The sequence below is a fragment of the Psychrobacillus faecigallinarum genome (assembly GCF_014836595.1).
Taxonomy (GTDB): domain Bacteria; phylum Bacillota; class Bacilli; order Bacillales_A; family Planococcaceae; genus Psychrobacillus; species Psychrobacillus faecigallinarum.
The window spans coordinates 124,992-145,000 of the sequence record NZ_JACSQO010000008.1; the positions used below are offsets into that span (position 1 = coordinate 124,992).

General features: G+C 37.9%; 19 protein-coding genes. 8 read left to right on the top strand and 11 right to left on the bottom strand.

Annotated features, from left to right (window positions below):
- Positions 1-50: 50 nt before the first annotated feature.
- Both H9650_RS14960 and H9650_RS14965 read right to left on the bottom strand, forming a co-directional pair.
- Entirely contained in the window at positions 51-797 is a 747-nt protein-coding gene (locus H9650_RS14960) for a creatininase family protein (protein ID WP_191697552.1), read from the bottom strand.
- A gap of 290 nt (positions 798-1,087) precedes the next feature.
- Positions 1,088-1,747 (bottom strand): hypothetical protein, encoded by a 660-nt coding sequence (locus tag H9650_RS14965; RefSeq protein ID WP_144539197.1) that lies wholly within the window; start codon positions 1,745-1,747, stop codon positions 1,088-1,090.
- 178 nt (positions 1,748-1,925) lie between these two features.
- Between H9650_RS14965 and H9650_RS14970 the strand changes: the two genes are divergently transcribed.
- Positions 1,926-3,206 carry a glucose-6-phosphate isomerase gene (locus tag H9650_RS14970; RefSeq protein ID WP_144539195.1) on the top strand — a complete coding sequence of 427 codons (1,281 nt, stop codon included), beginning with the start codon at positions 1,926-1,928 and terminating at the stop codon, positions 3,204-3,206.
- A gap of 145 nt (positions 3,207-3,351) precedes the next feature.
- Here the strand turns inward: H9650_RS14970 and H9650_RS14975 are convergent, their stop codons facing one another.
- From H9650_RS14975 to H9650_RS14985, 3 genes are all read right to left on the bottom strand, one after another.
- Complete coding sequence (locus H9650_RS14975; protein ID WP_151112225.1) at positions 3,352-4,236, bottom strand: ROK family protein; 885 nt, start codon at positions 4,234-4,236, stop codon at positions 3,352-3,354.
- Position 4,237: 1 nt separating this feature from the next.
- Positions 4,238-5,929 (bottom strand): glycoside hydrolase family 13 protein, encoded by a 1,692-nt coding sequence (locus H9650_RS14980; protein WP_191697553.1) that lies wholly within the window; start codon positions 5,927-5,929, stop codon positions 4,238-4,240.
- A 172-nt stretch (positions 5,930-6,101) separates the two neighbouring features.
- Positions 6,102-6,446: a zinc ribbon domain-containing protein YjdM gene (locus H9650_RS14985; protein WP_191697554.1), complete on the bottom strand. Its 345-nt coding sequence runs from the start codon at positions 6,444-6,446 to the stop codon at positions 6,102-6,104.
- 159 nt (positions 6,447-6,605) lie between these two features.
- Here H9650_RS14985 and H9650_RS14990 point away from each other — a divergent pair, with 159 nt between their 5' ends.
- Entirely contained in the window at positions 6,606-6,755 is a 150-nt protein-coding gene (locus H9650_RS14990; protein ID WP_186318196.1) for a hypothetical protein, read from the top strand.
- Between the two features lie 220 nt (positions 6,756-6,975).
- On the opposite strand, the gene H9650_RS14995 is transcribed toward H9650_RS14990, so the two are convergent.
- Positions 6,976-8,583 carry a thiamine pyrophosphate-binding protein gene (locus H9650_RS14995; RefSeq protein ID WP_191697555.1) on the bottom strand — a complete coding sequence of 536 codons (1,608 nt, stop codon included), beginning with the start codon at positions 8,581-8,583 and terminating at the stop codon, positions 6,976-6,978.
- Between the two features lie 208 nt (positions 8,584-8,791).
- On the opposite strand from H9650_RS14995, the gene H9650_RS15000 reads away from it, so the two are divergent.
- Positions 8,792-9,520, top strand: coding sequence for a DsbA family oxidoreductase (locus tag H9650_RS15000; RefSeq protein ID WP_144539188.1), 729 nt, complete (start codon positions 8,792-8,794; stop codon positions 9,518-9,520).
- 104 nt (positions 9,521-9,624) lie between these two features.
- Here H9650_RS15000 and H9650_RS15005 read toward each other — a convergent pair whose 3' ends face one another.
- Both H9650_RS15005 and H9650_RS15010 read right to left on the bottom strand, forming a co-directional pair.
- Complete coding sequence (locus tag H9650_RS15005; protein ID WP_154312105.1) at positions 9,625-10,821, bottom strand: hypothetical protein; 1,197 nt, start codon at positions 10,819-10,821, stop codon at positions 9,625-9,627.
- Between the two features lie 854 nt (positions 10,822-11,675).
- Positions 11,676-12,026 carry a winged helix-turn-helix transcriptional regulator gene (locus tag H9650_RS15010; RefSeq protein ID WP_144541184.1) on the bottom strand — a complete coding sequence of 117 codons (351 nt, stop codon included), beginning with the start codon at positions 12,024-12,026 and terminating at the stop codon, positions 11,676-11,678.
- A gap of 153 nt (positions 12,027-12,179) precedes the next feature.
- Between H9650_RS15010 and H9650_RS15015 the strand changes: the two genes are divergently transcribed.
- Both H9650_RS15015 and H9650_RS15020 read left to right on the top strand, forming a co-directional pair.
- On the top strand, positions 12,180-13,235 hold the full coding sequence (locus H9650_RS15015; protein WP_154312104.1) for an LLM class flavin-dependent oxidoreductase: 1,056 nt from the start codon (positions 12,180-12,182) through the stop codon (positions 13,233-13,235).
- A 12-nt stretch (positions 13,236-13,247) separates the two neighbouring features.
- Positions 13,248-13,814, top strand: a complete 567-nt coding sequence (locus tag H9650_RS15020) for an NADPH-dependent FMN reductase (protein ID WP_154312103.1) — start codon at positions 13,248-13,250, stop codon at positions 13,812-13,814.
- A 94-nt stretch (positions 13,815-13,908) separates the two neighbouring features.
- Here the strand turns inward: H9650_RS15020 and H9650_RS15025 are convergent, their stop codons facing one another.
- From H9650_RS15025 to H9650_RS15035, 3 genes are all read right to left on the bottom strand, one after another.
- Positions 13,909-14,295, bottom strand: a complete 387-nt coding sequence (locus H9650_RS15025; protein WP_191697556.1) for an Hsp20/alpha crystallin family protein — start codon at positions 14,293-14,295, stop codon at positions 13,909-13,911.
- 190 nt (positions 14,296-14,485) lie between these two features.
- A complete protein-coding gene (locus H9650_RS15030) occupies positions 14,486-15,295 on the bottom strand; it encodes an undecaprenyl-diphosphate phosphatase (RefSeq protein WP_191697557.1) in 810 nt (269 codons plus the stop codon).
- A 143-nt stretch (positions 15,296-15,438) separates the two neighbouring features.
- Positions 15,439-16,200: a glucose 1-dehydrogenase gene (locus H9650_RS15035; protein ID WP_144541176.1), complete on the bottom strand. Its 762-nt coding sequence runs from the start codon at positions 16,198-16,200 to the stop codon at positions 15,439-15,441.
- 280 nt (positions 16,201-16,480) lie between these two features.
- Here H9650_RS15035 and H9650_RS15040 point away from each other — a divergent pair, with 280 nt between their 5' ends.
- The 3 genes from H9650_RS15040 (at position 16,481) to H9650_RS15050 (ending at position 19,845) form a co-directional block, all read left to right on the top strand.
- The gene (locus H9650_RS15040; protein WP_144541174.1) at positions 16,481-16,828 is read left to right on the top strand and encodes a PadR family transcriptional regulator; all 348 of its coding nucleotides are present in this window, start codon (positions 16,481-16,483) and stop codon (positions 16,826-16,828) included.
- Positions 16,815-17,822, top strand: a complete 1,008-nt coding sequence (locus tag H9650_RS15045) for an HAAS signaling domain-containing protein (protein ID WP_191697558.1) — start codon at positions 16,815-16,817, stop codon at positions 17,820-17,822. Before H9650_RS15040 ends, H9650_RS15045 begins: the two co-directional genes overlap by 14 nt.
- Before the next feature lie 619 nt (positions 17,823-18,441).
- Positions 18,442-19,845 (top strand): DHA2 family efflux MFS transporter permease subunit, encoded by a 1,404-nt coding sequence (locus H9650_RS15050; protein WP_144541171.1) that lies wholly within the window; start codon positions 18,442-18,444, stop codon positions 19,843-19,845.
- Positions 19,846-20,009 lie beyond the last annotated feature (164 nt).

Below are 20,009 nucleotides of genomic sequence, written 5' to 3' on the forward strand. Positions count from 1 at the left end.
GGAAAGAAAAATATTTTCGTTAGAAAGTGGTCTCCTCTCTTTCTCCCGTTTTAAGTCATTTTCCTTCTATATGCCTCCTCCATTACGGAGTTTAACTTTTCACTTCTTTTAGAAATATACGTTGTCCAAAATTTTTCCCCTATATTAGCAAGCTCTTCAGGGGTGTAATGATCCTTTTCAAATTTCCCCCAACATCCGTCCGCAGTTAGCTTGTCCCAGAAAATATAATCGGCAAATTTGTTGTTTTCTGTAGGAACGTCCGATCCCATGGATTCTAATTTTACTAACTCAGGACAAAGCCACATGGCTGTACAAACAGATAGCAGACCTCCATGAGTCTCATTAAGTCCTTCTATCCCCGCTTCCTTCAGGGCCTCTTCCCATGCTAAATGTCGATGAGTAGTAATGACGAGCAACTCTGGATATTTAAAATTAATATACTTTACGAATGCTGATTCCCAGTAGGCTCCTCCATGACCATTACAAATCACAAATTTTTTAAAACCTTGTCTATGTAAATTTGTAATTATCTCTTCAATCATAGCTGTCAAAATGTTAGGACTAACAGTAACAGTTCCTATACAGTTGGCATGTTCTTCAGAGGTGTTAAAAGGTATAGTTGGCAACACATACGCCTGTAAAGCTTCTCCAAAGGAATTAGCATAGACTTCTGCTATTAATGTATCTAAGTGCATGGGCAAATATGGACCAAACTGCTCCGTTGCCCCAAGCGATATGATTGCTGTTTCTGTACCGCTGTCCTTGATCTCTTTAGTTGAATTTTTATAACTTAACATGGGTTTCTCCTTTTAATCTATTTTATGTATAAGCAGAGCAACTGATAAACCATGACAAATGACACGATTGCTGTAATGATAGCTTATCAATTACCCCACTGAACGTAAGCCAATAGGAAAATCAATTTATGAAGTATTTTTGTTCTTTTCTATATGTTCATACCTTTTATTTCATTACTTATTTGAGTTGACTAAATTTAACAACATAAACGTATTATACGATTTTTTTAAACTAGAAAAGGAACTAGAGATTAATTGTATTACCACTTGCTATTGCTAGCAGGTATCATCTACAAAAGATTACTGATTATACCTCTATCCGTATAGATCGTTACTGGCGATTCAATTGATTTTTTGTGTGAAAAAAACCACGTTCTTCCTACTGGTCCAAGCAGGATATATGCTCCATCTTCTTGTTCGCCCATGAAGTTCAAATAATCTACCTCGTCTACTATTTTTCCATCTTGGGGAGGTATACCTAAATGTAATATTTGCTCAGCACTATTAAGGATGTTCTTTGTTGTTAAACCAATTTCACTAATTTCAATAACGTTTCGTGTGGAAAAATGTGTGGATTCCGATGATGGGGCAATACCATCTCTTGCTATATATTCTACTATATTCCCTGCAGGATCCTCAAAATAGCAGGATGTCGCTTTAAATCTACCGGCAAATTCTACCTCATCCTCCCCATCCTCTGTCGATAAAGTAACACGTTCTTGAAGCCACGATTTGGCCTTTTGAAACATATTAGCATGGATATTAAATGCAAAGTGGTAGTAATAATTCCTCGCTTCCAAATCCTTTATTAGTTTAAGTACACTATTTCCGACCTGAAATGTAGCCTCTGTCTCATTCCAGGACTTTAAAGGAAGCTCCAATGTATGCTGATAAAAAGCGACTGTTTCTTCATAGTTAGATATCCACAAGTCAATTTGCATTATCTTCATTTCTATCCTCCCTGTAATTTCTACTATCAATATATACAATTCGTAAAAGAGACAACTCGGCCAATAGCATGAATAGGTTAAATTTCAATCAATAGTCTCATAGCTCCTTTTTAACTTTTTCTAGTTGAATATGGTAAAATTAAGTCACATTAAATAATGCAAGATAAGGGGGTATTTCATGAACATTTCCGTTAATTACTCAGAGGACTATCAGGGTCTGGTTTCAGCTGAACTACATGAAAAATTACAGGCTATTCATGAGGGTATTCAAACAAAAACGAGTACGGGATCAGATTTTCTAGGCTGGGTGAATTGGCCAAGCTCCCTAACTCCAGAGTTCCTTCAAGATATTAAAGTAACAGCAGATCGAATACGCTCAAACTCTGAGGTATTAGTTGTAATTGGAATCGGAGGATCCTATCTTGGTTCAAAGGCAGTGCTTGAGGCACTTTCTACTCCCTTCCAAAAGGATGACCATTTAGAGGTCATCTTCGCAGGACAATTGGTAAGTGGGTCTTATTTAAAGCAATTGATTGCCTACCTAGACTCTAAGGAAGTAACTCTAAACGTTATTTCTAAGTCTGGCACAACAACTGAGCCAGCTATAGCTTTCCGTTTTCTCCGCCAATACATGGAGGAACGTTATGGAGAGGAATCAGCATCTCGTATCATTGTGACTACGGATGAGGAAAAAGGCGCTTTATTATCACTTGCTAAGGAAAAGGGCTATAAACGATATGTGGTACCAGGTGACATTGGTGGCCGCTATTCTGTTTTTACAGCGGTTGGTCTACTACCAATCGCAGCAGCTGGGCATGATATTGAGCAATTGATAGCTGGAGCTAAAAAAGCAGAAGAGGAGTTACAAGTATTTGATATTAAATCAAATGCTGCAGTTAAATATGCTGTAATACGAAAGCATTTATATGATAAGGGTTATCCAGTAGAAATCATGGCAACCTTTGATGAAAAGCTGACGTATGTCCAAGAATGGTGGAAGCAGTTATTTGGTGAGAGTGAAGGAAAAGAAGGAAAAGGTATTTTCCCAGCCTCTGTTCTATATTCAACGGATCTGCATTCCTTAGGACAATACATCCAAGATGGTAAACGTATGCTGTTTGAAACGTTTCTAATGGTAGAAAAAGCATCAGATGACCTGACTGTCTTTGAGGCAGAAGATAATCGTGATGAACTAAATTACTTAAGCGGCTTGACTTTACACGACTTCAACAAAGCATGTCACGAAGCAACAGCATCTGCTCATTTAGCCGGAGGCGTTCCTCAAATAACGTTAATGATGGAACAACTGGACGAAAAGCATATCGGTCACTTATTATACTTTTACATGATGGCTTGTGCTTATAGTGCTTACTTGCTAGATATTAATCCTTTTGATCAGCCAGGTGTAGAAGACTATAAACGCAATATCTTTAAAATCCTTAAAAAGCCTGGATATTAAAAATGTAGCCCCTGTTTGGGGCTACATTTTTATTTTTGGGGTCGTGTTGTGCGTTTTTTTCGCTATTCCACCCGAATATTGATACCGATCGATTATTGGGTAAAACCGACTGCTTGTCAATTTTTCACTATAAAGCAAACCGTTTTTATACTACAAGCATTGCAGCTCCAAGCATGCCTGCTTCGTTACCGAAGGCTGCTCGTTTAATTTCTACTGGTTTTATCAATAATGGCTTAACTTTTTCTAGAAGCAAGTCCCACCATTCATCAGCTGATTCCGAAACGCCTCCACCGATCACAATACAATCCATATCTAGAACCGCTTGAAGGGTAGAAATGATAATAGCAAAGTCTGCTAAAAAGCGATCTCTTGCAAGCTTCGCACTTTCTATATTCTGAGAAGCCAACTTAAATAAAGTATGTGGTTTCGCCAATTCACCTGTTGTCGGGTCTACCACATCTTCTTCTTTGATTAACCTCTTTAGTGCAGTTCCCGACACATATTGTTCACTGCAGCCCGGTCTACCACAACCACAAACTAACCCATTTGGATATAAGATCAAATGACCGATTTCTCCTGATCCACCGTTTGCACCATTCATAACTTGTCCATCAAAAACAAAGCCCCCGCCTAACCCGGTGCCTACTGTAATACAGACAACCCTAGAAAATCCCTGTCCTGCGCCAATACGTGCTTCTGCAAGAGCTGCACAATTAGCATCGTTATTCAATTCTACTCGCAGTCCCGTAGCAGCTTCTAATAGAGGTTTGGCAGGTGTACCTTCCCAACCTGGAAGCTCCTTCTCAAACGTCACGGTCCCAGTATCCGCATCTACAATTCCTCTAGTCCCAATACCAACCCCTGTGATGTCTGGAAACTCAGCCTTGACCTTTAAAACTTGTTCCTCTAAATAAGGGTATAATGGCAGCTCGGTTGGTACTGTAATATCTGCTAACACTTCGCCAGCTTCATTGACAACACCCATCCGTATCTTTGTTCCACCAATATCTACTCCAAGTACCTTCTTCACTTTATAATCTCCTCTCAAAAGCTAATACCAATGCCTCATAGGGACGTACATTCATCCCTTGTTCTCCCAATTCTTGAGAGTCATAGTTAGCTATTATTACTTTTCCATCTAGTCCATCCACTTCACAGCTTGTCCATTCAAGCTTCTCCGTATTATCTGAGAAATTCGTGATGACAAGCCATTCTTCCTTCTCAGTTTTTCGCTTATACACAAAAAGGCTTGGATTATTGGGTAATAGCAAATGGAAGCTACCATACGTGATGATGTCGTGTTCTTTTCTCAACTCAATAAGCTTCTGATACGTATAAAAAACAGACGTTTTATCATCTAATGCCTGATCTACATTAATCTCGTTAGTATTTGGGTTCATTTGAATCCAGGGAATCCCCGTTGTAAATCCGCCATCCTTCGTCCACTGTATAGGGGTACGAGCGTTATCTCTTCCTTTTGCATAAATGCCCCTCATAATATCTTTCTCTAAAACTCCCTGTTCTATTTTACTGTTATACATATTAATAGTTTCAATATCCTTGTAATCTTCTATTCTATCAAATTTTACGTTAGTCATACCTAGCTCTTCCCCTTGATAAATATAAGGGGTTCCCTGAAGCATATGGAGACAGATAGCCAACATTTTTGCAGAAGTTACTCGAAATTCCTGATCGTTACCAAAACGAGAAACTATGCGAGGCTGATCATGATTATTCCAATATAAACTATTCCATCCTACCTCATGAAGTGCATGTTGCCACTTTTGGAAGTTTTGCTTCAATGCTACTAAATCTAGTGGCTTCACGTCCCACTTTTCAAAAGGTCCACTATCGATATCCATGTGCTCAAAGGTGAATACCATATTCACCTCTTTGTTCGCTGGATTTGTATAGAGCTGCGCATCCTTTGGTGTAGCTCCTGGCATCTCCCCAACTGTTAGCACATCATAGTTTTGGAGTACTCGTTCATTCATTTCTTTTAAATGAGTATGAATTTTAGGTCCATTTATAAAATATGGACTTCCGTCTCCATACGCCTGACCCGGATTCACTTTTCCATCCGGCAGACCTTCCACTTTGGAAATGAAATTAATTACATCCATTCGGAATCCACCTATTCCTTTATCCAACCAATAGGTCATCATCTCATATATATCGTCACGAAGAGCCTTATTCTCCCAGTTTAAATCTGGTTGTTTTTTTGAAAATAAATGTAAGTAATAAGACTCTGTTACCTCATCCTTTTCCCATGCAGAGCCTGAAAACACAGAGCCCCAGTTATTTGGTGGCTGATCGTTTTTTCCCTCTTTCCAAATATAATAGTCTCGATACTTAGAGTCCTTCGAGGATTTCGATTCCACAAACCAGGCGTGTTCATCGGAGGTATGGTTTACGACAAGATCCATTACGATACGTAATCCTCTTGCATCTGCTTCCTGTATTAATCTATCAAAGTCTTCCATTGTTCCAAACTCATCCAATATAGTACGGTAATCTCTAATGTCATAGCCATTGTCGTCATTCGGAGAATCAAAAACAGGGCTCAACCAAATAACATCTACGCCAAGTCTCTGTAAATAATCTAATTTAGATATAATCCCTGGTAAATCTCCAATCCCATCTCCATTAGAGTCCATAAAACTCCGTGGATAGATTTGGTAGACCACACTTCGTTTCCACCAAGGCTCTTTATTTGTTTTCATGCTTCTCCGACCCCCATCAGAAATATTTGATATATTCATTATAATGCAAACGCTTGCATAAAGTGATATCTTTTTTGAAAAACTTCAATCTATTCTTTCTATCTTTTTTATTAAATATCTTAATAACAACATTTTATAAAGAAAAAACCCTTCCACTTGGAAAGGGTGCAAATCAACTCTTTTTTACAAATTCGGATTTTAACTTCATAGCTCCGAATCCATCAATTTTACAATCAATATTATGGTCTCCGTCTACTAGGCGAATGCTCTTTACCTTGGTACCAATTTTTAATGTAGAGGAGCTTCCTTTTACTTTTAAATCTTTAATAACGGTTACAGAATCTCCATCTTGGAGGATATTGCCGTTAGCATCCTTTACTTCTAACTCGTCTACTACTTCTGCTCTTTCTTCTATCAATGACCATTCATATGCACATTCAGGACAAACTAGAAGAGAGCCATCCTCATATGTATATTCAGAACTACACTTCGGGCAATTCGGCAAAGCTGTCGTCATTATATTACCTCCATTTACTCTTCATTTTAATATAGTAATCTAAGCCATTCAACACATTTCAATATGAGGAAGGTTTATCCAGATTTCTTTGTGGGTAACTAATTATTAACCTTCCTAATTAAAATATATTCAAAAATACGGCGAGAGGAGGAATGGGACATGGATGAAGAAAAACGAGTAGAAGTACATCGTGAAGAACGAACAGATTCTGGGATGGTAGGAGCAACTTTCATCAAGTATGCTGCTTACTTAATAATATTCTTTGGTATCCTTTGGTTCCTAATCTCTTACGTATTTCCAATGTTTTAATTGGTATTAAGATCCACGTCTGACCACATGCGGACGTGGATTTTCCCTTTTAAAAATCCCTTTACCTCTCACCCTTCTTATATTTCAACTACATTTGCCTTACTTAAAAGTTCTATTGCACATTCCACGTTGCCTGCACCTTCACTTTATTTTTAGGAGCTAAAGTTATTTACTTTCATATAAAAAAAGAAGCCCTATTAATAAGGACTTCTTTATACGGTTATTCTGTCTCTAGGAAGAATGCTTGTTCTGTGTATATATCCACCAATGTTGGCCCTTTTGTTTGAAGGGCTTGACTTAGTAACTCTTCTAAATTTTCATCACTCTCAACTCGAAACCCTTTCCATCCACAGGCTTCTGCCACCTGAACAAAATTTGGGTTGGTAAGTTGTGTACCTAGCTCTTCATTGCCGGACGCTTGAATTTTATCACTTTCCATTTGAAGTGCTCCATTATTAAAAACGACTACCGTGATATCTAGCCCATAGCGAGTAGCAGTCAATAGGTCGGCTAACGTCATTTCAAGACCGCCATCACCCACCACAGCTACCACTTGTTTTTCTGGTTGCTCCAGCTTTACAGCCATTGCTGCTGGAAGCCCAAAGCCCATGGAACGCCAATAGCCTGAAAAGAGTACCTTTTGGTTGGTTTGTCGGAAGTTCCTGTTCATCCAGACTGTTACATCTCCTGTATCTAAAGTGATGACCGCATCGTCTGCCACCGTTTGTTCTAGACCTCTAGCTATTCGAGATGGATGGACTGGCGCCCCTTCTATTTGGCCTTCCTGTTCATTTTGATCTGCCCATTTTTCTTTTATTGTCTCTATACGATTAAGCCACTCATCATTTTTTTTGTGTCCATTCACACTTTGTTGCAGTAAAGGAACAACTTGCTCGGCTCTTCCCTTTATCCCAAAATCTGCAGCAACTCTCTTCTTGGCATGCTCTAGATTTAGATCAATGTGAATGATAGTCGCATTTTCAGGAACATATCCCTCTGGCCACCAGGTTGCACCTACTATTAAAACAACATCAGCTTCCTTAAAAACTTTTGGCGCATGAGGATTTCCACCTTCCCCAATTCCCTGAAGAAGATGAGGCGTAGAATCTTTAAAGATTCCTTTACCTCCTAGACTTATTAAAATTCCTGCTCCCCAGGTCATAGCAAGCTCTTCTAAATCCCCAGCAGCCTTTCTTGCTCCTGCACCAGCTAAGATCATTGGCTGACGAGCCTGCTTCATCACCTTGGATACCTCTTCTAAATCGTTCAGTTCAAAGGAGCCTGTCCCCTCTAAAATACGAGGGAGCTGTCGTGCCCTTGCTTTAGTTTCTTTTTCAAATAAATCCTTAGGAACTGATATATGTGTAACGGTACTCTGTTGAAGAGAAATTTCAGCTGCCTTCTGAAGCAAATCTACAATAGCACTTTCACTGTTTAGATTTGCAGAATAGGTCGCGAATGGCTTGAACAACTCCTGCTGATCGACATACTGCTGAAAGTCCGTTCCCATATCTTTTTGAGCAGCCTGTCCAGTTAAGGCTAAGACAGGAGCCTTGTCTGAGTATGCGTCACCTAGCCCATTTAAAAGATTTGCCGCTCCTGGTCCCATTGTGGATGTACATACTGCCAATCTTCCTGTCAATTTTGCTTCCGCCGAAGCCATGAAAGCCGCTACTGATTCATGCTTTACTGCGATAAACTCGATTTTATCCTGTTTGGCCATCGCATCTAACAATCCAATAATGGTATCACCTGTCACACCATAAATGCGCTTAACCCCTAGAAGCGACAGCTGGTCTAATATAACCTCTGCGACGTTTTTACTCATAGAAATCCTCTCCTTTAAAAAAAGTTTGTTACCAATTAAATTCCCTTATACAAATGGGTTAAACAAATTACTTTTAGAAGAGGGAATTATAATACTTACTATTAACATTCTTGTATAGTAAACGTTTGGCAATTACTGAGCAGACAAAGAGGGGTTTTCTAGAAAATATGCTATATTAACTCTATAAAAAGGAAGGTTGGGTGAGATCATGAAAATTGAAGTATGGTCTGATTTTGTTTGTCCATTTTGTTATATAGGAAAGCGTCGTTTAGAGCAAGCTTTAGAGGAATTTGACCACAAAAACAAGGTAGAGGTTAGCTATAAAAGCTTTGAGCTTCAGCCTCATCTACCAAGTGATAAAAATGTAACTATTCATGAAATGCTTGCCAAAAAGATGAATACGACACCTGAGCAGGCTAAAGCGATGAATCAACAAATTATTGCTAGTGCAGCAACAGTAGGGTTAGCTTACCAATTTGACGAGATGAAACAAACAAATACGCTAGATGCACATCGTTTAGTTAAATATGCGGAAACAAAAGGAAAAGGTAGCGAGTTAACAGAACGCCTTTTAAGCGCACATTTCTTGGAATCTCAATTTCTTGGAGAGCAGGAAACTCTTTTAAGCTTAGCTACTGATGTAGGCTTAAATCGTGAGGAAGCAAGCAAAGTACTTTCTGGCTCCGAATATTTAGATGATGTCCGTATGGATCAACAGGAAGGCCAACAGCTTGGTGTTCAAGGTGTACCTTTCTTTGTTTTCAACCGAAAATATGCTATTTCTGGAGCACAACCACATGAAGCTTTTGTCCAAACACTGAAAAAGGTATGGGAAGAAGAGAATCAGTCCTCTCCTCTGCAACATATCCATTCGGATTCGGAAGCAACTTGTACCGACGATGGCTGTGAAATAACCGAGACAAATAAAGAGGCTTAAATCTTGAAAGTTCAAGAATTAGCATAGTAGGATAGAAATCGTTAAAACATGAAAAACCATCAAAAAGGCCATAAGCTGAGTAATACTCAGCTTATGGCCTTTTTTTATTTTATTTCTAATAGAACTTTATAGATTTCACTTATCGTTGGTAGCTTTAGTAATTTTCGTTCACTGTAAATATTAATCAGTTCCTTTTGAATAATCTCCCCAGCAAATTGCTCTCGATTCTCAGCCTTAAACATATTACGTAACAATTTAGGGATTTTGTATTTCGACTTAAATATATCTAAAAGCTTCTGTAGCTCCAACTCATTCAATAAATGATCATAGACGTGCTGCTCCAGCTCTACTTCAAATATATCTAGCATTTCTTTTGCATCATCTTCAATAAAACGATCTAAAATTCTACCGGCAATTTTAGAGGTGAGGATACTACCAATGATTAAACCAACTATACCACCGACCAAAGCGCCCGTGCTTGTGCTTCCCCAAGGAACGAGAACGCCGATGCTGGCACCGATTGCCATACCACCTATACTACCCGCTACATTTGCCGCTGTTTTCGTTATATTCTTAAATAATTGGGTTTTAGACATTTCGCCCTTAACAGCACGTGAAATATCTAATGTTGAAAGCACACCAGTTACAAGCGCTCCCGTAACTACGTTGGCATTGAGCAACAAAATTGTTTTTTTGGCTGCTAGAGAACTGATCATTGCCTTGTGAGTGAACTTCCCCGCAGCTTTCTTTGCTACAACCTTCGCTCCATTTTTTTGAATGGCACCTCTAACCCCACCCCCTAATTCAAAGGCATCATCTAGCTCAATATCCTGCATATCATTTGCCAGTATCTCATCCACTACGGCCTCTCCTACTATATTTAAGCCTGTGTAGACGGCATTTTCTACTGCTTCCTCACGCGTAGCACCATTCCAAGCACTTTGTGCAAAAGCGATAGCAGCACTCATTCCTAAGGACTCATTCTGTAGCTGAACACGTCCGCTTTCCTCCAAGATTAGTCCCTCTATTAAGCCCGCCTCTGCTATATAGCGTACTTGCCTATATGTAAAAGCACCTTGCTTCACGGTATCTTTCGCAAGTTCCGAGTTTTGCAAACGTACTGTTAGCTGAGCCACAACCTCATCGTATTGATCAAAAGGTACCTCTAATTTAATAGCACCCAGTTGGTTAACATATAGTAACTGCTCATCTGACAGACTTGACTCAACCGTTTCTTTCACCGTAGAGCAATAAATATTTTGTAAAAAATGCTCATTCTTAATATATTCAATATTTTCCACTTTCGTCTTGCCTCCACTAGTTTCCTCTAACAAATAAGGAAACCATAGATCGAAGGAGTTGTACAGATAAAAAGAAATAACAACACTAATTTGTCACACGTTTTTGTGAAAGGTTATAGCGATGGGGATAACTTTATATTTGTTGTTTAAGAATGGATAATCTGTGTATAAGTGCATAACTTTTGGAGTAAGATGTTAATTTTACTCTGATGAAGATATTTAGCATGGGATATGTGAGTAACTTTGTGGAGAACACCTAAGTTTAGATGTATTTAATACAATATAAACTTTACACTGGGGAAAAGTTGTTTATAAATATAAATACATAAGATAAGAGCATGGACTGTTCCCATTTACCATATCTAAATTGAAATACCTTCTTGCTCAAAAAAAGAGATACTCTTGTATCTCTCAGACTGTAGACAAACACCATGAATTTTGGCGTTTTGCCTACAGTCTTTTTTTCTTTTAAGAGATAAAGCTAGAAATGCTAATCTCCGCTGCGAGCGGACGCTTTCCGCGGGCACGGCTTCAGCTCGCGCTATTCCCGCTGGAGTCGCCGCTCTCCGCTCTCATCACCAGTGCTTCCTATTAAAGGAATGAGGGGATGGATAATGTAGCTGAGGACTTGCGACACAACTTTTAAGAAATATATGGAAAGAGTATAGAAAACATGGTATGCGATGGACAACCCTAATGGAATAAAAAAATTGTCCATGCAGGCGATGCTTACATTTGCTGACTTAAATCTTAAGAAACTAGCCAGATTAAACCTAGATTAATTGGAAAATGGTTGGAAATCGAAATGGTTTCCAACCATTTTGTCTACACTGTGAGAGATACTCTTGTATCTCTTACAGCATTTTGTTGGTTTGTTGTTTTTTTTGCTTATGTAGAATATGGGCAGTTCCCCATTCATGCATCGCATTTAAAATTGGTTCTAAGCTTTTTCCATATTCGGTAATGGAATACTCTACCTTTGGAGGGACTTGAGGGTATACCTTTCTCGCAATAATATCCTCTTTCTCTAGTTCACGTAACTGGTTGGTTAACATCTTCTGTGTAATACCTGGTACTTTTCGTTTTAAATCACTAAATCTCTGAGTACCTTCCTGTAATAACGTCAATAAGATGATAGGTTTCCATTTTCCTACCAATATCCCAAGTGCATCGTCTACTCTACATAGTTCAGGCTGTAAGTCCATATTGCACACCACCTTAAGTATCTTTAAGTATACTATACCACTTTTAAGTGCGTACTTACCCTAATTTAAAAGATGCGTCATACTCATAATATAAGCTCATCTCTACTTCAAACTTTAAAACAAAGAATAAACACTAAGAGAGGTTGAAGATACATGCAAAACTATAGAATAGACCCAAGCAAAGGCTTAGAATTTGGACTTTATACGCTGGGTGACCACATTCCCAATCCACATACCGGTGAGCGTATTTCCTCTGCTCAACGTATTCAAGAAATAATAGAGATAGCAAAGTTAGCAGAGCAAGCTGGGCTAGACTTTTTTAGTGTAGGAGAAAGTCATCAGGAGTACTTTACAACACAAGCACATTCTGTTGTATTGGCTGCAATTGCACAAGCCACAAGCAAGATTAAAATCGCTAGTTCCTCAACAATAATAAGTACGTCAGATCCAGTACGAGTTTATGAGGATTTTGCAACGATTGACTTAATATCTAAAGGACGCGCAGAGATTATTGCTGGACGAGCTTCTAGAGTTGGTCTTTTCGATTTATTAGGCTACAACGTAAGAGATTATGAGGAGTTATTTGAGGAAAAATTTGAGCTGCTTCTTAAAATCAATGAAGAAGATATAGTGAATTGGAATGGTGAATTTCGTGCACCATTAAGGAACGCCCAGGTTCTGCCGCGTCCTGATAACGGCTTCATCCCAATTTGGCGAGCAGTTGGCGGACCACCAGCAAGTGCTATTAAAGCGGGTTATGCAGGCGTACCAATGTTTATCGCAACGTTAGGCGGTCCTGCAACCAGCTTTAAGATTTCCATAGATGCATACCGAGATGCCGCTAAGGAAAATGGTCATGATCCGGCAACACTTCCAGTTGCAACAGCAGGGTTCTTTTATGCTGCCGAAACGACTCAGCAGGCACAACGAGAAATTTATCCATATTTGAATCAGGGGCTACAGTTGATAAACGGGCATGGGTATCCTAAGCAACAATTTGCACAAGGCGCCGATCCTCGTAATGTGATGAATATTGGTAGCCCTCAACAAATTATTGAGAAAATTCTCTATCAGCATGAAGTTTTCGGACATCAGCGCTATATTGCACAAATGGATTTCGGAGGAGTCCCTTATGAGTATTTAGTGAAAAATATTGAATTAATTGGTAATGAAATCCTGCCTGCCATAAAAAAATATACCTCTAAATAGGAGTGTCTTAAGATGAAAATTGTTGGATTATCTGGATCCAGAGTTGGATCTAAAACCCGAACGGCTATGAATTATACAATTAAAGAAATATCAGAGAAGTATCCTGAGGTAGAGATAACTTTAATCGATTTAGCAGATTATGATATTCAATTTAGTGATGGTCGAAATTTTTTAGAGTATGAAGGGGATACAGGATTCGTAACGACAAAGATTATGGAGGCAGATGCCATCATTATAGGTACGCCTATCTTTCAGGCTTCTATCCCTGCCACTCTTAAGAATATCTTTGACTTACTCCCTGTTAGTGCATTTAGAGATAAAATCGTGAGCATGATTGTTACTGCTGGTTCTGCTAAGCATTACTTAATAGTTGAACAACAATTAAAGCCAATCTTGGCTTATATGAAAGCACAAATAGTTCAGACGTATGTCTTCATAGAAGAAAAAGACTTTCACCGCAAGGAAATTGTAAATGATGATGTGATTTTTCGGATTCAACGTTTAGTAGAAGATACCTTTGTCTTAACAGAGACCTACAAGGCAATCAAAGAGAAGAAGGAGGCAGAATACGACTTTTAACGAATCGTCTATACTACACTTTTAGAAGAATAATGGTTGTGTTTAAAGTCTAAGAGGAGCATCTCAACATATTGAGAGCTCCTCTTTCTGCCATTTATTTTAGCTTTGGCATCCTAACCTCTAGTTGGCCATTTTGGTAATTCACTGACAAGCCTTCCTTAGAAACAGGGCTCGGTAGTGACACGGAACGATGGAAACTGCTCATGTACTGTGCATTTCGATCGATTGTATGTGCAAAATGGTTAATAACACCATTAATCGTTAACATATTATTTATGACATCAATCTTTATATCACTATTTTTCTCCAGACCTGGCATATCACATATGGCGACCACTTCATGTTCTGTTTCTTGGACATTCATACGCAAACTTCCGATTGGCAGTTCTTTAAAAAGAGGAATTTCCGCAAAAAAGCGTTCTATTTCTTTAAATATATTATTTGTTAGCTGATTAAATGGATCAGATGGCAGTAATGACATTGATTTGCCTCCTTATTTATTTCATGGTGATTATTTCGAGCAATTGGTTTGTACAATAACCATAAATAGTCTCACCATTTGTATATGCAAATCCATTACGTCCATCTAGGCGAACCATCTAATCGAATGAAGAGAAGTTATTCTTGCCTCACCCTTCATTCCCCTAATTTCTAGCTCTCATAAACTCTCATTAGAAGAATATTAACAATAGTATACCGACGATGAAGCAATAATAAGTAAAATAATGCAGCCTTCCATTTTTCATAATTCCCATAAACCATCTCATAGCAAAATAGGACATGATAAATGTACTTATAAATGCTGCTAGATAAGGAACTGCCAGATCTGCCTTGTTAGGCTCATTGATAAAATCTGATAGACCAAGCACAACTCCTCCCAAGCTTATCGGAATATAGAGCATAAAGGAGAATCGTAACGCGGTCTCCTGTTTCATCCCAACTGCAATGGAAGAAATAATGGTAGCTCCTGACCTACTAATACCTGGTGTTAAAGCAACAGCTTGGCCAAGACCGACAATCCAAGCATCCTTAGTTGTTAGATCTTTCTCCCCTTTTGTCCCCTTCATATTACGAATGGTCCATAAAGCTAAACCCGTAATGAAAAGCATGATTGCGATTACCGTCATACTGATACTTTCAGCTATCCAATCACTCAATAAAACTCCTAATACGCCTGCGGGAATGGTTCCTATAACGATAAAAAGTACAAATCGAAAATCACTTTTGTAACGTGTGTCTTTCTTTTTTACATAATAAATTGAGTTCGTTGCTAGCCTCATAATATCATGTCTATAAATTAATAGAATGGCTAGCAAAGAGGCTGTATTCGTTAGTATTGCAAAGGTGAAGCCTTGCTCTCCAAGTCCTAATAGCTCACTTGCAATCATCACATGTCCACTGGATGAAACCGGGATTGGCTCTGTAAAGCCTTGAACAAGACCAATAACAATCATTTTTAAAGTAAATAGTAAATCTTCCATTTTACCCCCTATAAAACGTTTTATAATTTATACAGACGCCTTAAAATATAGATTGTTTCCATTGTATGCTAGGTAACACAAGGAAAGTAATATTGATTACAAAATAAAAAACTCTCTAGAAGCTATCTAGAGAGTTTTTATGATTAATAAGCGCTCCAGCCACCATCAGCTGTTACTACAATACCATTGATAAGTGAAGATTCGTCAGAAGCCAGGAACAGAGCAATATTGGATATATCAGTAACCTGCCCAGCTCTAGTCATCATTCCGACACCACGTGTAGATTGCTTCATACCGAATGGGTCGATATTATTCATAGCAGCTGAGAATCCTGTTTCAACGTGACCTGGTGCAATTGCATTAGAACGAATACCAAGTGGACCATAATGAGAAGCTACATTTTTAGTCATTCCCACAACTGCGTGCTTCGCCGCAGTATAAGTTAGACCACCGCGTCCTCCCATTACGCCTGCTAAAGATGCCATATTAACAATCGTACCGCTCCCGTTCTTTTCAAAATGAGGGAGTACTTGTCGTATACAACGCATAACTCCCGTTACATTAATATTCATCACTCGATTCCATACATCGTCCTCAACATTAGCAGCAGCCTGCATATTGTCTCCAACACCTGCATTATTCACTAAAATATCAATGCGTCCAAAATGTTCAATTGTAGAGGAAACCATTTTTTGAACATCTTCCTCGTTAGCAATATTCACTTTTACGCCAAAAGCAGAATAACCCGATTCCGTTAATTCACTTACAGTAGATTGCAGAGCTTCTTCGTTGAAGTCAGCAATCACTACACTAGCTCCTTCTTTTGCATAAGCAGTTGCTATTTCCTTGCCAATTCCTGCTCCGCTTCCTGTAATTATGGCAACTTTGTTCTGTAATCTATTCATCTTTAATCTTCCTTTCTATATTACATTTTTGGTACAGGTTGTCCTGATAACAAATTTACTACATTTCACGTGAGTAGTATATCTAAAAACAGTTACTCCATTATCTCCATTCATTAACTAGCTTTAAACCCAGTAACCTGAATCTGTTTTATATTTATACAAAAAAGTTTTTTGTAGACTGCCTACACAATATAAAAAAATAAAAATAAAGTACTATATATGTTATAATTCGTAATACATTAGTGTATTATATACAGTATAGAAAAAGAGGTGAGTACAATTGGTTAATTTGTTGGATTCATACATGACTGAGCTTAGAAGAGGAACTCTTCCTTTAGCCGTCCTAAGTCAATTGCGAAAGCCCCAGTACGGATATTCTTTAGTTCAAGGATTAGAAAGTGCAGGGGTTTCTATTGAACAAAGTACACTATATCCTTTACTTCGTCGTTTAGAGAAACAAAATCTTTTAACAAGCAGCTGGGATACAACAGAAAGCAGACCAAGAAAGTATTATGTATTAAGTGATTATGGCATAGAAGTTTTTGAACAATTAAAAGGAGAGTGGGAGAAAATGACATTAGAATTGAAGTCACTTCTAGAGGGGGATGAACGCAGTGAATTTGATTGATGCTTATGTATATGAGGTAACACGAAGGCTTCCAAAGAAATCACGAGATGATATTGCAATGGAGCTTAGATTTTCAATTGAAGATATGCTTCCAGAGAACTACACCGAAAAGGAAGTTAAAGAAGCATTAGCTAAAATGGATGACCCTGCTGTTTTAGCAGCAAGCTATCGTGACAAGCCAATGTATTTAATCGGTCCTAAGGTTTACGATGCTTATATAGAGACACTAAAAATGATTTTTCCTTGGGCGATCCTTATATGTATCATCGTAAGTGTTGTTGCAAGCATTGGACTGTTCAATGGAGAAGATGCAGTATTAACGGTAATAATTAATACTTTTACAGACATTATCGTCAATGTCATATACGTTATTTCACAAATATTTATCTGGGTCACTATAGTATTTGTCATTGTAGAAAGAGTTGGTCTATCCAAAAATGACCTACCTTTAACGAAGAAAGGTACTCCTTGGACTCCTGAGGATTTAAAGAATGTTCAAATCATCCCAGCAAAAAAAATTATATCTACCGGAGAAATAGTGTTTAGTATCATGTGGACTGTAATCTGGGCAGTAATTTATTGGAACGCTGATCACCTCGTTGGAATATACAGATCAACTGAAGGTACCGGCTTACAGCTAGTAATGCCTATTTTTGACCATCCGATGTTACTATCCTATTGGCCTTTAGTAGTAGCATTTATTGTGCTGGAGATTGGGTTGGCTCTTTACAAGTGGAACGTTGGTCAATGGACAAAGAATGTTGCTATAGTAAATGGAATCATCCATACGATGAGTATTATTACTTTTATCATCATTACAAGTAATGCTAATTTATATAACGAGGCTACGATTCCTTATATGGCAAAAGTTTTAGAAATGAACATCCCCTCGTTGCTATCTGTAATTGAAATAATATGGATTATCATTGTGGTATCTGTAGTCATTTCTACAATTATGGAGCTAGTAGACAGCTATAAAAAGGCTAAAATTTAAAAATTAATACTCTTCCTCCAAGCAAATAATGTTTGGAGGATTAACTATTTTCTCGAACACTTATACTTTATGACCATTTTAGAAGTATACGTTCTTCTCCTTCCCAAACAAGACCAATTTCCCTCGTTCTGCACACCATTGAACATTCTTATTCAATCTTAAATGTGTCTTAAATGTGAACGCCATGAAATTTAGTAGAAAAAAAACACTTACACCACTCGAAATTATTTTGTTATAGTAACAACTAGACCGGTCGAAGCAAAAGGAAAAATGGTAAAAAGAAATGTTAAAATCGCTTATAGTCGACATATAGTGATTACTTTTTTTATTTGAAGAGGGAATATGAATAGAGCTCTCTAACTATTATTTCAAATTTTTAATACATCGTATAGATAAGAGTATGTGTTGTTTCTAGCTAGCTGTACAGTAATGGTGAATAACATATTTCTCTAAAATGGAACGGAAAGTACAAACAGCGAGTTTCAATAGAATTGCATTTTCATGAATGAATTCGATATAGCTCCTGTCAATTATACTTAAGTTTACAAAACAAAGAAGTATTCCCCTACAGATTATGTCTAGGGGGATTATCTATTTTTAGAGGGAGTTTCAAACAAAGATGAATAAACAGATCAAGACAGGACCGATAATGGCTGCTCTTTTAGTTGCAGGATTTGTCGGGCTTTTTAGTGAAACGGCATTAAATATTGCTTTAGGAGACTTAAGTTCATTATTTGATGTTAAACCAACAACCATCCAATGGTTAGCCACGGGCTACTTTTTAACTTTAGGTATTTTAGTGCCAGTAACGGGTATTCTGATGCAAAAATTCACAACGCGACAAATGTTCCTTACTTCTATTTCTTTATCAATTATCGGAACAATTCTAGCCGCTCTATCACCGACATTTAGCATTTTATTGGTTGGACGTATTATTCAAGCAGCAGGATTAGCGATTAATTTACCACTAACTCAAAATGTAATCTTCACCATCTTCCCTCCTAACAAACGTGGTGCTGCAATGGGTGTTATGGGCTTAGTTATGTTAGCAGGACCAGCTTTAGGGCCAACAATCGCTGGACTTATTTTAGATACATTATCATGGGAGTGGATCTTCTGGGTAACCCTTCCTTTCTTAGTGTTCTCTGCCGTATTCGGCTATCTATTCTTGCCTAACGTTAACGAAATACGTAAAGTTTCTATCGATATTCTATCTGTAATTCTTTCAACTATTGGATTTGGTGGAGTTGTTTATGGAGTGAGTGTCGCTGGAGAGCATGGTTGGACAAGTACAATTGTTATTACCTCGATTATTGTCGGGATTATTGCATTAATACTTTTCTCCATACGTCAAATGAAAATGGAAAATCCAATGCTGAATTTAAAAGCATTTAAATACCCTCTTTTCATCCTTGGAGTAGTAATGAGTTTTATCACATTCTTTAATATGCTGTCATTACTAGTTGTTTTACCGATGTATATGCAAATGGGATTATTAATGCTTGCCTTCACTACTGGCCTTGTTTTATTGCCGGGTAGCTTATTAAATTGTATTTTAGCACCTACAATTGGACGTATGTTTGATAAGTTTGGTCCAAAAGCTGTTATAACACCAGGTACTATTTTTGTTGTCATTGGATATATTCTTTATGCTTCATTTGGTACTGATACGGCTACTTGGTTAATAGTTGTCACACATATTATCATGATGCTTGGTATTGGTATGGTACTAGCTTCTACGCAAACAAATACACTAAATTCTTTACCAAGAGAATATTATCCAGACGGCATTGCATTGACTCAAACTGTTCAGCAGGTAGCGGGGGCAATGGGTATCGCTATTATGGTTTCTCTGTTATCAGCAAAACAAGACAGTTACTTATCAACTGTTAATGATAACTTAGCAGAAGCAACTGCTTCCGGGTCATCATTCGTATTCACGCTTGGGTTGATCTTAGCAATCGTAAACCTTGTTCTTTCTCTATTCATGAAAAAGCCAGGAGAAGTAAAGCTAAAAGCTTAATAGAAAAAGCTGAAAACTCCCGTAAAATGAACTTTTTACGGGAGTTTTTAATATTTATATATAAAATACAGATAATCAAAGTATATATTTTGTCTTTCATTAGAGCTTTTTCATCCATCAAACCATTCTGCTCCCTGTAAGATACTTCCTTCATCTCCGCAGAT